Origin of the sequence: Thiothrix lacustris DSM 21227 (assembly GCF_000621325.1) — a bacterium.
GTDB lineage: Bacteria > Pseudomonadota > Gammaproteobacteria > Thiotrichales > Thiotrichaceae > Thiothrix > Thiothrix lacustris.
The window spans coordinates 146,806-161,013 of the sequence record NZ_KK211257.1 but is presented as its reverse complement, the minus strand read 5'-3'; the positions used below and the strand labels follow the sequence as shown (position 1 = coordinate 161,013).

16 protein-coding genes and 1 tRNA gene are annotated in these 14,208 nt (G+C 49.2%); 2 read left to right on the top strand and 15 right to left on the bottom strand.

All coding sequences use genetic code 11. The annotated features are described in order from the left end of the window. Nucleotides 1-2 precede the first annotated feature (2 nt). The 9 genes from Q394_RS0117480 to rlmE form a co-directional block, all read right to left on the bottom strand. The gene (locus Q394_RS0117480) at nt 3-479 is read right to left on the bottom strand and encodes a NuoB/complex I 20 kDa subunit family protein (protein ID WP_028490378.1); all 477 of its coding nucleotides are present in this window, start codon (nt 477-479) and stop codon (nt 3-5) included. Further along, a complete protein-coding gene (gene ndhC, locus Q394_RS0117475; RefSeq protein WP_028490377.1) occupies nt 470-826 on the bottom strand; it encodes an NADH-quinone oxidoreductase subunit A in 357 nt (118 codons plus the stop codon). The genes Q394_RS0117480 and ndhC overlap by 10 nt, the downstream gene beginning before the upstream one ends. A 228-nt stretch (nt 827-1,054) precedes the next feature. After that, a tRNA-Leu gene (locus Q394_RS0117470) sits at nt 1,055-1,139 on the bottom strand. A 24-nt stretch (nt 1,140-1,163) separates the two neighbouring features. Beyond that, entirely contained in the window at nt 1,164-1,595 is a 432-nt protein-coding gene (gene secG, locus Q394_RS0117465) for a preprotein translocase subunit SecG (protein ID WP_028490376.1), read from the bottom strand. A 17-nt stretch (nt 1,596-1,612) separates the two neighbouring features. After that, nucleotides 1,613-2,365, bottom strand: a complete 753-nt coding sequence (gene tpiA, locus Q394_RS0117460; RefSeq protein WP_028490375.1) for a triose-phosphate isomerase — start codon at nt 2,363-2,365, stop codon at nt 1,613-1,615. Nucleotides 2,366-2,452: 87 nt separating this feature from the next. Then, entirely contained in the window at nt 2,453-3,787 is a 1,335-nt protein-coding gene (gene glmM, locus Q394_RS0117455; protein WP_028490374.1) for a phosphoglucosamine mutase, read from the bottom strand. Nucleotides 3,788-3,810: 23 nt separating this feature from the next. Then, nucleotides 3,811-4,623, bottom strand: a complete 813-nt coding sequence (gene folP, locus Q394_RS0117450) for a dihydropteroate synthase (protein ID WP_028490373.1) — start codon at nt 4,621-4,623, stop codon at nt 3,811-3,813. A gap of 70 nt (nt 4,624-4,693) precedes the next feature. Further along, entirely contained in the window at nt 4,694-6,634 is a 1,941-nt protein-coding gene (gene ftsH / locus Q394_RS0117445; RefSeq protein WP_028490372.1) for an ATP-dependent zinc metalloprotease FtsH, read from the bottom strand. 56 nt (nt 6,635-6,690) lie between these two features. Further along, complete coding sequence (rlmE, locus tag Q394_RS0117440) at nt 6,691-7,311, bottom strand: 23S rRNA (uridine(2552)-2'-O)-methyltransferase RlmE (RefSeq protein WP_028490371.1); 621 nt, start codon at nt 7,309-7,311, stop codon at nt 6,691-6,693. 46 nt (nt 7,312-7,357) lie between these two features. On the opposite strand from rlmE, the gene yhbY reads away from it, so the two are divergent. Continuing rightward, nucleotides 7,358-7,657 carry a ribosome assembly RNA-binding protein YhbY gene (gene yhbY / locus Q394_RS0117435; RefSeq protein WP_028490370.1) on the top strand — a complete coding sequence of 100 codons (300 nt, stop codon included), beginning with the start codon at nt 7,358-7,360 and terminating at the stop codon, nt 7,655-7,657. Between the two features lie 24 nt (nt 7,658-7,681). On the opposite strand, the gene Q394_RS21040 is transcribed toward yhbY, so the two are convergent. Next, complete coding sequence (locus tag Q394_RS21040) at nt 7,682-8,098, bottom strand: hypothetical protein (RefSeq protein WP_051543542.1); 417 nt, start codon at nt 8,096-8,098, stop codon at nt 7,682-7,684. Between the two features lie 107 nt (nt 8,099-8,205). Between Q394_RS21040 and Q394_RS0117425 the strand changes: the two genes are divergently transcribed. Next, a complete protein-coding gene (locus tag Q394_RS0117425; RefSeq protein ID WP_028490369.1) occupies nt 8,206-8,928 on the top strand; it encodes a hypothetical protein in 723 nt (240 codons plus the stop codon). Here Q394_RS0117425 and Q394_RS21035 read toward each other — a convergent pair. From Q394_RS21035 to Q394_RS0117400, 5 genes are read right to left on the bottom strand one after another with little or no spacing between them, the layout of a single operon-like run. Next, nucleotides 8,905-9,687: a L,D-transpeptidase family protein gene (locus Q394_RS21035; RefSeq protein ID WP_051543541.1), complete on the bottom strand. Its 783-nt coding sequence runs from the start codon at nt 9,685-9,687 to the stop codon at nt 8,905-8,907. The genes Q394_RS0117425 and Q394_RS21035 overlap by 24 nt on opposite strands. Beyond that, complete coding sequence (gene nrfD, locus Q394_RS0117415; RefSeq protein ID WP_028490368.1) at nt 9,687-10,895, bottom strand: NrfD/PsrC family molybdoenzyme membrane anchor subunit; 1,209 nt, start codon at nt 10,893-10,895, stop codon at nt 9,687-9,689. The genes Q394_RS21035 and nrfD overlap by 1 nt, the downstream gene beginning before the upstream one ends. A 20-nt stretch (nt 10,896-10,915) precedes the next feature. Beyond that, nucleotides 10,916-11,668, bottom strand: a complete 753-nt coding sequence (dsrO, locus tag Q394_RS0117410) for a sulfate reduction electron transfer complex DsrMKJOP subunit DsrO (protein ID WP_028490367.1) — start codon at nt 11,666-11,668, stop codon at nt 10,916-10,918. Then, nucleotides 11,665-12,186, bottom strand: coding sequence for a hypothetical protein (locus Q394_RS0117405; protein ID WP_028490366.1), 522 nt, complete (start codon nt 12,184-12,186; stop codon nt 11,665-11,667). Before Q394_RS0117405 ends, dsrO begins: the two co-directional genes overlap by 4 nt. A 40-nt stretch (nt 12,187-12,226) precedes the next feature. Continuing rightward, a complete protein-coding gene (locus Q394_RS0117400) occupies nt 12,227-14,182 on the bottom strand; it encodes an NAD(P)-binding protein (RefSeq protein WP_028490365.1) in 1,956 nt (651 codons plus the stop codon). Nucleotides 14,183-14,208 lie beyond the last annotated feature (26 nt).

Genomic DNA, 14,208 nt, shown 5'->3' with positions numbered 1-14,208 from the left:
AATTACCGCGCTATCGTATTGGTTCGACGGATTTTGTTCTGCAACTGGATAATGCCATACAGCAGAGCTTCGGCGGTTGGCGGACAACCGGGAACGTAAATATCAACAGGCACGATACGGTCACAACCACGCACCACCGCATAGGAGTAATGGTAGTAACCACCACCATTGGCGCAAGACCCCATCGAAATAACCCAGCGCGGTTCAGCCATTTGATCATAGACCTTGCGCAGTGCCGGAGCCATTTTATTGGTCAGCGTGCCCGCCACGATCATCACATCCGACTGGCGCGGACTGGGGCGGAACACAATGCCAAAACGGTCGAGATCGTAACGTGAAGCCCCTGCGTGCATCATTTCCACTGCACAGCAAGCCAAGCCAAAGGTCATTGGCCACAGCGAGCCAGTACGCGCCCAGTTGATCAGAGCATCGGCTGTCGTGGTGACAAAGCCTTTTTCCAGAACTCCTTCTACTCCCATTCCAGCGCCCCTTTCTTCCATTCGTAGATAAAACCAACAATCAGGATAGTCAGGAAAATACCCATCGCGACAATGCCGAACACGCCTATGGTGTCGAGTACCACAGCCCATGGAAACAGGAAGGCAATTTCAAGGTCGAAGATAATGAAGAGGATGGCTACAAGGTAGTAGCGTATATCAAAATTGATACGGGAATCTTCAAACGCGGGGAAACCGCACTCGAATGGTGAATCTTTTTCTGCGTCGGGTCGGCGCGGGCCTGCAAGCAACCCAAGGCCAAGCAATATAACTGCCAAGCCAAAACCAACTGCCAGAAAAATGAGAATGGGAAGGTATTCTCCTAGCATACTAACTCCTGGTGCGAACCGTGGTGCTCTCTCTCCAAACCACCCGGTTATCTATGATGCATGATTCCAAACACACACTGTTTGTATCATTATTTCGTTATGCAGTCGAATATAACGGTACATGAACTACAGATTAATTCCCCAAAGTGGGTATTATGGAAGTTTTAGTGAAAATTAGGCGGAAATGCAAAAAGCCCATCATCTTACGATGATAGGCTTTTTTATGTATGGTACCGACGACCGGACTCGAACCGGTACAGCTTGCGCCACTACCCCCTCAAGATAGCGTGTCTACCAATTCCACCACGTCGGCAAAGCAGGCGATTATTATACTCAACTATTTCTGTTCTTGCACAGGTTTTTCAGCGTCAGCAGGAGTTTTTTCCATTGGTGCAGCGGGAACCTCACTGGAAGAAGCTTTTTCAACCGCTGGTGCAGGTGGAACATCGCTAACAGGAACAGCTGGTGCTGTTTCCACAGCGGCGGCGGGCGCTGACGTTGCGGCTCCACCCATGATACTACCAGATTCGATAGTGCGACCTGATGCAAGGAATGCCAATGCCAATGCCACCAAAAAGAAAACTGTCGCCAGAATCCCCGTGGTACGGCTCAGGAAGTTGGCTGAACCTTGTGAACCAAATACAGTACCTGATGCGCCGCTACCGAAAGCAGCACCTGCATCTGCACCCTTGCCCTGCTGCATCAAAATCAACACAATCATAGCAACAGAAACAACGATCAAAATGATCAACAACACATTGTATAGCATAACGTTTTTTATTAACCTTAGTTCCCGGCCTTACAGATGGCCAGAAATTCCTGTGCATCCAACGATGCACCACCGATCAGGCCGCCGTCAATATCCGGCATTGCAAACAATTCAGCAGCATTAGCGCCTTTGACGCTGCCACCGTACAAAATTTGTACCTTTGCTGCGACTGATTCATTCAGTGCAGCAAGTTTACCACGAATAAATGCATGAACATCCTGAGCTTGCTGTGGGCTGGCTGTTTTGCCAGTACCAATCGCCCAAACTGGCTCATAAGCAATCACGCCATCAGTCAGTGCTTCCACACCCTCCAATGCGATAACCGCATCCAGTTGACGTGCCACCACCGCTTCCGTAATGCCAGATTCACGCTCCTCCAACGTTTCACCAACACACAGGATAGGCTTGAGGCCATGCTTGCGGGCAGCAGCAAATTTGCGAGCGGTGTCACCATCCTGCTCACCGTAAATAGCACGGCGCTCAGAGTGCCCTACAATCGCGTAGCTACAGCCGAATTCCTTCAGCATCGCTCCAGAAACTTCGCCGGTGAAAGCACCCGTCTCCTGATCAGCAATGTCCTGAGAACCCAAACCAATGCGGCCTCCGCTCAATAAACCTTGAGTCATGGGAATATAGACGTAAGGTGGGCAGACTGCCACCGCTACATTATCCAGACCTTTCAGCCCTGTCAGAATACCGCTAACCAAGGGCTCGATAGTTGCCTTTGATCCGTTTAGTTTCCAGTTACCTGCAACCAATTTTTGACGCATGATTTCACCTCTCCTTCAAGCAAGGGCGAAAGATTACCTGCATAAGCCTTGGAAATCAATCTTCATTCCGGGCAGGTTACTGAAAAGTCAAGCCGCAGCACGTACTGCACTCGCAATTTGTTCTGCCAACGCCGCCGTTTCGTGTGCATCTTCACCTTCGACCATCACCCGAATTAATGGCTCTGTGCCGGAAGCACGTAGCAACACCCGGCCACGATTACCAAGTTGCTCTTCAACTTGACGCACCGCATCCTGAATCGCCACCGATTCATCCAGATTGATTTTTTCCCTGATTCGCACATTGATCAAGGTTTGCGGGTATTTGGTCATCACCTTTTTCAATTCATGTAAGGGCTTGTTAGTTAAGCGCATTGCACGCAATACTTGCAGAGCGGCCACAATACCATCACCTGTCGTAATGAAATTACTCACAATGATATGCCCGGAAGATTCCCCTCCCAGATTACAATCATGTTGATTCATCTGCTCAATCACATAGCGGTCACCAACATTCGCACGGTAAAAAGGCACTCCCAACCGTTGAATGGATTTTTCTAGACCAAGGTTGCTCATGAGTGTACCTACTACACCGCCCTGCAACTTCCCTTCCCCATGACTATGGTGGGCAATGATTGCCAGTATTTCATCACCATCAACAGTTTGCCCGTGCTCATCCACCATAATCAGGCGGTCACCATCACCGTCCAGAGCAATGCCCACATCTGCACGATAACGCAACACTGCTTCACATAAACCGTCGACATGTGTTGCACCACATGCCTCATTGATATTGATACCATCAGGATGATTACCAATCGCAATGACTTCCGCACCCAGCTCACTGAATACCTCAGGTGCAACATGGTAGGTCGCACCATTAGCACAATCCACCACAATACGAACACCTTTCAGAGAAACCCTATTCGGCAAGGCACGCTTACAGAACTCGATATAGCGGCCAGCGGCATCTTTGGCCCGCACAACTTTTCCAAGTTCATCGGAAGAGACCGTTTTAAACTCCATATCCAACCAACGCTCAATTTCCTCCTCCACGGTATCAGGCAGCTTTGTACCATCACCAGAGAAAAACTTTAAGCCATTGTCATCGTAAGGATTGTGAGAAGCACTGATTACAATCCCAGCTGATGCACGAAAAGCACGTGTCAAATACGCCACTGCTGGCGTAGGCATCGGCCCTAACAAGCGAATATCAACCCCCGCCGCCACCAATCCAGCCTGCAACGCAGATTCCAACATATAACCAGAAATACGGGTATCCTTACCAATCAGCACGAGCGAATTACCACTACTGGCCAATACCTTCCCTGCTGCCCATCCCAACTTCAACACAAAGTCAGGCGTCATCGGATATTGCCCAATCTTGCCGCGAATACCATCTGTACCAAAATATTTTCTTGCCATCAGCCCTTACACCTCAATTTTTATTAACCCACAACAGCATTGACCAATCTCATCGCATCCACTGTTGCACCAACATCATGCACGCGCACAATACTCGCGCCTTTCATGGCAGCCACCACCGCAGCGGCCACACTACCGTGCAAACGTCCTTCAACCGGACGATTATCCAATAAGCCGCCAATAACAGACTTACGTGATAGTCCTACCAGTATAGGTAAATTTAACGCAGAAAATTCCCCTAATCTACGTAATAAATCGACATTATGCTGAAAAGTTTTACCGAAACCGAAACCCGGGTCAAGAATTAAACGCTCTCGAGCAATACCTGCTTGCTCACAAACCATCATACGTTCTTCAAAAAACTGAGAAATATCGCCTATCACATCTTGATAAAGCGGAGTCTGCTGCATAGTGCGTGGCTGCCCTTGCATATGCATTAGGCAAATAGGCACTGCTAACTGTGCACAGACCTCTAACGCCCCTGGCTCTTGTAAAGCACGCACGTCATTAACCAAATCTGCACCCGCTGCAACGGCTGCCCGCATCACCGATGGCTTGCTGGTATCAACCGATAATGGCACGGCAAAACGTGCCCGAATAGCCTCAATGATCGGTACAACACGATCTAACTCGACCTGCTCCGACACAGCGTCCGCCCCAGGCCGTGTCGACTCCCCCCCCACATCAATAATGTCGACACCTTCTGCCAACATATGTTCAACGTGACGTAATGCAGCATCCTGAACATGGAACAAACCACCATCAGAAAATGAATCCGGGGTGACATTCAGAATACCCATCACTTGTACCGAAGACTTATTAACTTGCCATACCATTGCACAATACCAAAAGAAAAGGCGCGAAAGTAAACTCCGCGCCTTATTGCTTTACTACAGATTCGTATGCTTAGTGAGAGCTAGCTGCCCCACCAATCACACCATCATCCGAACCAGAACTTTTATCACTACTGGGTGGTGTTTTCGGCGAAGCACCACGGCCACCTGAAGAAGAATCATCATCATTCCAATCAGCTGGTGGTGGTGGCACTTCACCACGCATCAATGCATCGACTTGCCCACGATCAATCGTTTCATACTTCATCAGAGCCTGAGCCATAGCATGTAAGATGCTCATTTTATCAGTCAGAATCTGCTTAGAACGATTGTAGTTACGGTCAATCACCTCACGTATTTCACCGTCAATCGCATGAGCCGTCTCATCAGAAACATGCTTATGCTGTGTGACCGAGCGCCCCAGAAATACTTCGCCTTCATCTTCCGAGTATGCCAAAGGCCCCATACGACTGGACAAGCCCCATTTTGTAACCATGTTACGAGCAATACTGGTAGCGCGTTCAATATCGTTGGAAGCACCTGTCGTCACACCTTCAACGCCATAAATCAGCTCTTCTGCAATACGGCCACCGTACAAACTGGAAATCTGACTTTCCAAGCGCTGCTTACTAGCACTGTAACGGTCTTCTTCTGGCAGATACATGGTCACACCTAAAGCACGACCACGCGGGATGATACTGACTTTGTAAACAGGGTCATGCTCAGGCACGCTCAAGCCAACAATCGCATGGCCTGCTTCGTGATAAGCCGTCGCCAGCTTCTCTTCTTCTTTCATGACCATTGACTTACGTTCAGCGCCCATCATGATCTTATCTTTGGCCTTTTCAAACTCAGCCATATCAACCGTGCGCTTATTTGAACGTGCCGCAAACAGAGCCGCTTCATTCACCAGATTAGCAAGATCAGCACCCGAGAATCCGGGTGTACCCCGTGCAATCAACATTGCTCTGACATCATCACCCAATGGTACTTTACGCATGTGTACTTTCAGGATTTGCTCGCGACCGCGCACATCCGGCAATGGCACAACGACTTGGCGGTCGAAACGACCAGGACGCAATAAAGCCGCATCGAGTACATCTGGACGGTTAGTCGCCGCAATGACAATAATGCCTTCACTGCCTTCAAAACCATCCATCTCGACCAGCAATTGGTTGAGGGTTTGCTCACGTTCATCATGACCACCACCCACACCAGCACCGCGTTGACGACCAACCGCATCAATTTCATCGATGAAAATAATACAAGGTGCATGTTTCTTCGCTTGCTCAAACATATCGCGTACACGGGATGCACCCACGCCCACGAACATTTCCACAAAATCAGAACCGGAGATGCTGAAGAAAGGCACTTTCGCCTCACCAGCAATCGCCTTGGCCAACAACGTTTTACCTGTACCCGGCGAACCAACCATCAACACACCACGTGGAATTTTGCCACCCAGCTTTTGAAACTTACCCGGGTCACGCAAAAACTCAACCAACTCAGCTACTTCATCTTTGGCTTCATCACAGCCCGCAACATCATTGAAGTTAACCTTGACTTGATCTTCGGTCATCATACGGGCACGGCTCTTGCCGAATGACATAGCACCTCGACCGCCACCGCCACCTTGCATCTGGCGCATGATGTAAATCCACAAACCAATGATTAGCAGGAAAGGAACCCAGCTAATGATAATATCCCAAATAATGCCGCGCTCTTCAGGCGGAGATGCCCGAAATTTCACTTTATTGGCAAACAGGTCGTCAACCAACTGAGCATCATTAGGTGGACTAAAGGTTACAAATGGGCTGTCATTATTATCACGCCCAATAATCTTTTGTCCTTTAATATCAACCTCTTTAACACCACCATTACGGACGCTGGTCAAGAAATCCGAATACGGCAGTGTCGCCGTAGGTTGGGCAGGCACACTAAACTTACTGAACACTGCAATCAAAACGAATGCAATAACAGCCCAGATCAGCAAATTTTTGGTCAAATCGTTCAAGTGACTTCTCCACTATCAACTGGCGTTATCCGTTTGTAACACCTATTAAGAAGATATTACAACACAAAACCTTGCGCTAATACATAAACCTCCCGACTGCGTGGTCTTGATGCAGCCGGTTTACGTATTTTCACAGTCTTAAAACTACTGCGAACATCACGGATGAACGCTTCGGAACCCTCACCCTGAAAGAGCTTAACCAAAAAAGCCCCGCCTGGTTTTAATACCTGACGAACCATATCCAGTGCTAACTCACACAGATGCACGGCACGTGGCTGATCGACAGCATCAACCCCACTCATATTGGGAGCCATATCAGAAATAACAAGGTCTGCACGCTCACCACCCAGTAAATTCAGAATTTCTGTCAATACGGCCTCATCGCGAAAATCACCCAACACAAATTCGACAAAAGGTAATGGATCAAGCGGCAAAATATCACTTGCTACAATCCGGCCTTTTGAGCCAATGAGCTTAGTCGCATATTGACTCCAACCGCCGGGGGCAGCACCCAAATCAACCACCTTCATACCAGGGTACAGAATACGATCACGCTCCTGAATTTCCTGTAATTTATAAACCGCACGGGAACGGTAACCTTCCTGCTGCGATTTTTTTACATATTCGTCACTAAAATGCTCGCCCAGCCACCTTTGGCTGCTTTTGCTTCTTGCCATGCTGCGTTATCACTCATTACACTTCATCAATTTACGGAAGCGTATCATGGAATTGCTCGAAACACAGAAAAAGCGGCTGCGTAGCCGCGCCCACACCCTGAATCCGGTCGTACTGATTGGCCAACATGGACTAAAACCAACCGTTCTGGAAGAAATCACTTCAGCGCTGGACTACCATCAACTGATAAAAATCAAACTCAGCGTAGGTGATCGTGAGTTACGCGATGAAATGATTGAACAGATCATCCAGTACAGCCAATCGCAACTGATTCAACGCGTTGGCAATGTTGCTGTGTTATATCGCCCTAACCCCGACCGCCCTGACATTTTCAAAGAACCTATTTAAGCGGCCAGGTGTCAAGACGAGCTATCAATGTGCTTCTGGCACTCCTTGCCAGAGCATTTCATAGCCGACTTCATACGTGTTATCACAATACTCCGCTAGCTTGGCAAACTTTTCCTTGAAAAGTTTATCGGCATGCGATTTCTCATGCTGCTCGAATGACTGCCAATACGTAACAATCACAATATCGCCCATATTTTGCTGTACACGCTTATTGGGATGGCTATCGCCACCATCAACCGAACCCTCATCCGACACAAAACCTGCATTACGATAAACCTGACCACCAATGAAACCGCCATTATCATCGCCATAAGTATTTTTGACGACGTTGCACATTTCACCGAGTACCAATTCAACATCTTCAACGCTGACGCCATCTTTCAGATCCACAACATTGAACAACATGGTACAGCCAAAGGGAATTTGGATAGGGTTAAACATAATCTCTCCTGTTTTTCATTTATTCATTGAGCACATGGCATAATAGCCATGTCAGCTTCATCCATTATAATCTACTAATAACATCAGTGCTTACAACCGGATAAAACATGTACTTAAATGACAACAATCAATCGACGTCCAGACCGACCACAAGACAAGGGCAGATCGAGCACATTCTTCAACAACTATCACATGAACGGCTGCAAACCTTTGTACTGGAAAAAGCACTACAAGACAGCGATTTTCGTGACACCTTACTGATTTGTTTTGCAGACCTGCTAAGCAGTGACGAGCCAGCAGAACCCAAATATCGGCAAATGCTGGCAAACATGACGCTGCGCCACGCGAATGCAGAAGGTTACATCCACAGCGCCAGTGCACAGCACCTGACGGATGCCATCAACAAAATGCTAGACGTTGCCCGCAAAGCCACCACCCCCACCCGTGAAACCACCGACCTATGCCTTGCTGTGATCAGTGATTTGCCAGCACTAGCAGATCGCATGGAAGACCCTGAGGACTATGTATACGCATTAATGCGCACCTCATGCATCACACTATGGGAGTGTTACAGCATCCTGCCTGCTGAACGTCAACAGGCATTATTCGAACGCATCCTGCAAGAATACGCCAAACCCGTTTATCTCGACCTTGACCTGGACAGCGCCTTACTTTCACTGCTGAAAGACTGGGCGCAACATGACAAGCAACGTCAGCGAGCCTGCCTGCACCAACTGGAACAATTGCTCAAAACCGTTGGACAAGATCACTGGCGAAAAAATTACCTGCTGGAACAAACCAACAGCTTACTGGGCTTCTGGAAGCCTTAACGCTGCCAACGATCTCACCGGAACCTGCACCAACAGCGGATTGGACACAGGTTTTAGCCAAGCCAATACCTTCAACAAATCAGTTTCCGCCATTGCCGTACAACCGGAAGTTGGCGTATCCGAGTTCAGCCAAACATGCATAAAGATGGCACTACCACGCCCAGCAACCGTGGGAAACACATTGTGTCCAACGATCATCCCATACTCGTATTGCTGGTCGTCACGCCGCATACGCTCAAATGAACGCCAATGTTGCTTAGGCTCATTGGCCTGTGTCGGGGCAAGGCTGCGCCAGTGGTTGTAATCCGGCGACTCGATGGCATCAACGAAATAATCGCGCTCACTCGCCATCCGGTAAGGCATTTGCACCCCAATCGGCGGCTGACTGGCGTAACCGAACACGGTACCTAGCGGAAAAATACCCGCTGGTGCTTTGCCATCACCTTCCATTTTTTGCACGCCACCCGCTCCATCAAGGTGCAAACCCATACCCCAACCAAGACCATTACGCCCTACTCTAACCGGAATGGCATCACCCACACGCTGCCAACCAATCGTATTTTTCTCCAGCCGTTGCAACATCCCGCTGGAAGCCTTCCAATCCGCACTCGTTACCAACAGCACCTGAGTGGTCGCCATTGGCAAATGCAATTGGGCAACTTGCTGTTCCAACCCGGGCGAACAGGCACTCAAGCAAAACAACAAGCACAAAAAGACCGGCACAAGGCCGGTCTTTTCAATCATCAAACGTGACAACATTACTTGCTATGCGGATCAGCCACCGCATCTGACAAAGAATCTGGCAGGAAACGTAATACTTTCACACCAATTGTCACCATGACCAACGTCAGGGCTACCCCCCCCATACCCAGCATTAATTCCCAAATGCTTGGCACATAAGTATTGAGTACACCATCAAAGTAGTCACTAGAAACATCCGCATCGGGGAACAAGGTAAGTGGATAAGCCTGCCCACCAATCAAGATCACATACAGCTGCGCGAAACCACCCAAAATAGTAAACAAAGCAGCCAACAGTAAAGCAATACGATTATTCGTCAATTTACGGCAGAAGATCAATGATAACGGTAGCAAGCTACCCAGCATGATTTGACCTACCCAAAACAACTGCGTGTAAAGACCACCCTCAAACAGAATAAAGTGCTCAACACCCGCTTTCTGAGCAATATATAGCCCAGTAAAATGACGCGCACCTTCCAGCAGCAACACACCACCGATGAACACTGCCAACAGGTAACGCAAGCGATTCATCACCACATCACCCAATTGGCGACCAGTCCACGCATACGCAAAATGTAACACCAGAATGAAAACGGACAAACCCAGCGCGAAAGACATCACAATAAATAAAGGAGCCATGACTGCCGAATTATAAAAGTCACGTGCGACCAGAAAGCCAAAAATTGAGCCAGTACCGGCAGTAAGGATCAAACGCCATGTAAACGCTGCCACACCAGCCAACTTATAGAATTTCTTGACCTTACGATCCATCATTGTCCAGATATAAACCGCAGACAAAGCTAGAAAACCGTTATACAGAATGATGTTCCAAGCAAAGATAGACTTAAAATTGTAAGTCGTCATCGCCACAATCAAACGATCAGGATGCCCCAAGTCCAATACCAGCACGATCAAACCACCAACCAGCAACGAAATCGCCAGTAAGGCCGACAACCGCCCCATCGGCTGATAGAGCTTCTTGCCAAAGACTGTACCAATCGAACCAACGTTCAAAGCACCCGAAGCGGCAACGATGAGGAAAATGGCGAACACATGCGGCAAACCCCACACAACCTGATTATTCATACCAGTAATGTGATGCCCATGATGCTCAGCGGTGAAAAATGCCAGTGCACCCAAGGCAAGGAGTGCACCCAAAAGCGCCAACAGGATGTAAAATCCTTTGCTATCGTTGGTTTCGCGGAAAATGATTGCTTGACTAGCCATCGCTATTTACGTCCTTTCCGTTAGATGCCGTGGTAACGCACGCCAGTATTCAACTCAAGATCGGCACGGATTTGCTTGCCACCGATAGTTTTCATCGCTTGGCTTACCGCACTATTCGGATCATTCAAATCACCAAAGACCACTGCATCCGGTGCTGCTTCCACACACGCTGGCAACTGACCGTTGTCAATGCGGTGAACACACATATTGCAGGACTCCACCGTACCCATACCACGGGGGGAATGGGGCTTCTGATCTTGCAAGGCTTCATGTACAAAACTACGTGCTTTGTATGGGCAAGCCATCATGCAGTAACGGCAGCCGATGCAAGTGTGCTTATTGACTTGCACGATACCGTCAGCACGCTTCATGGATGCACCTGTTGGGCAAACATCGACGCACGGCGGGTTTTCGCAATGCTGGCACATGACTGGCAAGCTGAAACTGTTATGGGTGAGCTTATCCGTGACCTTCACAACCCGCGCCCAATGCGCTTGCTGCTCTGGGCTTGAATGCGCTTCATCACCCCAACCATGCTCTTTTTTACACGCTGCCACCATACCTGCACCACCATCGGTGAGTTTGGTGACATCAATCAACATGCCCCAACGCTTAGCATTGGTGACAGCTTGATCTGCTGGCTTGGCCGCGACTTCACCGGCAGCATGTGCTTCACGCAGCAACAACGTGGGGGCAACAGCAACGACCGCCGCCGCGCCACCTAATGCCGTGATAAAATTACGGCGGTATTCATCAACACGGTTCTGGCTCATTTTGCAGCTCCTTGTTGTGGTTGTGCCACCATCTGGACTTCAGCCGCCGTGGGGGCAGCCGCAGCCGTCACCCCTTGGGTAAAGTGATGACCTTCCACACTACCAACGGTGTGTTGGTAGTTCGGATCTTGACCCACTTCAGGGCGGTCAGCATGGCATTGGAAGCAATCAATTTTCTGACCAACTGCCGCATGACAAGTCGTACAGAAGTGCTCTTTATCACCGTAGTGCAAGGGCGTACCATCTTCTTTAGTCGCTGAAACGTGGCAATTGATGCACTCTTTCAGGCTATGCTGCTTGGTACGGATACCTTCGATCACGGTTGCATCACGCTGGTGCATGAGCATATCCATGTGCTTGGTACGGATAACGTTTTCCGGTTCCACACATTGTTCAGCTTTTTGCTTCGCTGTGGCAAGGTTGAGATCAGCTTCCGAGGGAGCTTTGCTGCAACCTGCCAACAGCGCAGCTAAAGCCAACACTGATGCCAGAAATACGGTTGAAAACTTACTAGTCATGCTGATTCCTGTCGAGCCTGCATTCAAGGATGGTGTGAGATTACTCACCCAACCCCATTTCGATGTAACCAGTTGGGCAAACGTCTGCACAGATGTGGCAGCCGATACACTTGGAGTAGTCGGTTGCAACATAACGACCGAGTGTCGCCTGTTTCTTTGGCACACGGTAAACAGCCGTTTGCGGGCAGTAGATAACGCAGTTATCACACTCGAAGCACATACCGCAGCTCATGCAGCGCTTGGCTTCTTTGATTGCATCAGCTTCTGCCAACGGATTCATACGCTCAGCGAAGTGACCCAACACTTCTTCAGCCGTTGGTACATCTTCAGTACGCAAATTGCGCTCAACAACCGGGAAGTGTCCCAAGAACAAGGCTTTAGACGACACGATGACGTTTTTAGAACGGTCATCGTAGTTGTGAACAGCATAGCCTGAGCCATCCGTACCACGCATGTCTTCAGCGCGAGCATCTTCGTAAGCGGCTGGGTTCAAACCTGCTTCTTGCAGTTTTTCCATCAGATCGAAGTGATGCTTGTCTACTTTCGGACGCTTTTTCAGCTCTTCCGCACGCAAGTACTGGTTGATGGTTTCGGAAGCGATAGACGCCTGACCGATAGCCGTTGTCAGCAAATGCGGACGAACCACGTCACCTGCCGCAAAGTGGCCAGGCTTGCCTGGTACTTGATACAGGCCATCAGCATTGATCTGGTTACGACCATTGTTCAAAGAGTCAATGCCATCCAGCTTACCGAACTGACCAATAGCTGAAACAATGATGTCGGCTTCGATGATGGTTTCTTTACCGCCTTCTTTCGCGACAGGCATATTGCCTTTCATCACGCATTCGACGACTTTCAGGCCAATGGCACGACCATCAGCGCCAAACACAATTTCAGTCGGCATGACTTCAGTCAGGATAGTAACGCCTTCTTTCAGCGCATCTTGAACTTCGTGTTCTGCTGCTGTCATTTGATCCAGCGGGAACAGGGTGGTCAAGGTAACGGCTGGTGCTGCTTTTTCACCAACATCACCGTGAACCAGTTTGCCTGTTGCGGAATCTTCAGCATTTTCAGCGTAATTAGCCAGTGTACCAATACGGCGTGACACGGATACTACGTCGATGGAGGTATCACCACCACCGACACACACCACGCGAGGAGCAGTGTATTTCATCGTGCCCTTGTTATAGGCCTCGAGGAAATCAACCGCTGATACGCAGTTGGGTGTTTCAGCAAACTTGTCAACGAACAGGCCACGACCGTTCCAGCAACCAACTGTCCACAGCACTGCATCGAAATCACTTTCCAGTGTTTCAATTGTCACGTCTTTGCCGACAGTGGTGTTGCACTTGATAGTGATGTCACCCATGTTGATAATACGTTGCATTTCAGCACCCAACTTGTCGCGTGGTACGCGGTAGCCGGGGATGCCGTAACGCATCATGCCGCCCAGTTCTGGGTGCTGCTCAAACACAGTGGAAGCATGACCCATGCGACGCAATTGATAAGCCGCCGTCATACCTGCTGGACCACCACCGATGATGGCAACTTTCTTGCCGCTCAATTCAGCACCTGCTTCAAACGTGAAGCCTGCCTCAATCGCGCTATCGCCGATGTACTGTTCAACCGAGTTGATGCCAACGAAATCGTCAACGTCGTTACGGTTACAACCTGTTTGGCAAGGAGCCGGGCAAACACGACCCATCATGGACGGGAACGGGTTAGCATTGGTGGAACGGCGGAAAGCGTATTCCTGCATGGTCATGCCAGCGGGTGGCTTCTCGATGCCGCGCACAATTTGCAACCAGCCACGAATATCTTCACCCGATGGGCAGCTACCTTGGCAAGGTGGTGTTTTGTGGATATAGGTTGGGCATTTATACGTAGTATCTTCGACAAAAATTTTGTCGTGCATACTGCCCCATTCATGATCACCGTCTTTGTAACGGCGGAATGTTTGACTTTTAAGCTTGCTGTCGTGCGCTGCGGTTGCCATGCCTATCTCCTGTTGGAAAACCCGAA

Excerpts from the sequence above, each read along its gene's own strand:
- Q394_RS21035 (WP_051543541.1), bottom strand. The coding sequence starts at position 9,687 with ATGTTGTCACGTTTGATGATTGAAAAGACCGGCCTTGTGCCGGTCTTT.
- secG (WP_028490376.1), bottom strand. The coding sequence starts at position 1,595 with ATGCTATACAATGTGTTGTTGATCATTTTGATCGTTGTTTCTGTTGCT.
- rlmE (WP_028490371.1), bottom strand. The coding sequence starts at position 7,311 with ATGGCAAGAAGCAAAAGCAGCCAAAGGTGGCTGGGCGAGCATTTTAGT.
- glmM (WP_028490374.1), bottom strand. The coding sequence starts at position 3,787 with ATGGCAAGAAAATATTTTGGTACAGATGGTATTCGCGGCAAGATTGGG.
- Q394_RS0117425 (WP_028490369.1), top strand. The coding sequence starts at position 8,206 with ATGTACTTAAATGACAACAATCAATCGACGTCCAGACCGACCACAAGA.
- Q394_RS0117480 (WP_028490378.1), bottom strand. The coding sequence starts at position 479 with ATGGGAGTAGAAGGAGTTCTGGAAAAAGGCTTTGTCACCACGACAGCC.
- ndhC (WP_028490377.1), bottom strand. The coding sequence starts at position 826 with ATGCTAGGAGAATACCTTCCCATTCTCATTTTTCTGGCAGTTGGTTTT.
- yhbY (WP_028490370.1), top strand. The coding sequence starts at position 7,358 with ATGGAATTGCTCGAAACACAGAAAAAGCGGCTGCGTAGCCGCGCCCAC.
- dsrO (WP_028490367.1), bottom strand. The coding sequence starts at position 11,668 with ATGAGCCAGAACCGTGTTGATGAATACCGCCGTAATTTTATCACGGCA.
- Q394_RS21040 (WP_051543542.1), bottom strand. The coding sequence starts at position 8,098 with ATGTTTAACCCTATCCAAATTCCCTTTGGCTGTACCATGTTGTTCAAT.
- Q394_RS0117405 (WP_028490366.1), bottom strand. The coding sequence starts at position 12,186 with ATGACTAGTAAGTTTTCAACCGTATTTCTGGCATCAGTGTTGGCTTTA.
- folP (WP_028490373.1), bottom strand. The coding sequence starts at position 4,623 with ATGGTATGGCAAGTTAATAAGTCTTCGGTACAAGTGATGGGTATTCTG.
- nrfD (WP_028490368.1), bottom strand. The coding sequence starts at position 10,895 with ATGGCTAGTCAAGCAATCATTTTCCGCGAAACCAACGATAGCAAAGGA.
- tpiA (WP_028490375.1), bottom strand. The coding sequence starts at position 2,365 with ATGCGTCAAAAATTGGTTGCAGGTAACTGGAAACTAAACGGATCAAAG.
- Q394_RS0117400 (WP_028490365.1), bottom strand. The coding sequence starts at position 14,182 with ATGGCAACCGCAGCGCACGACAGCAAGCTTAAAAGTCAAACATTCCGC.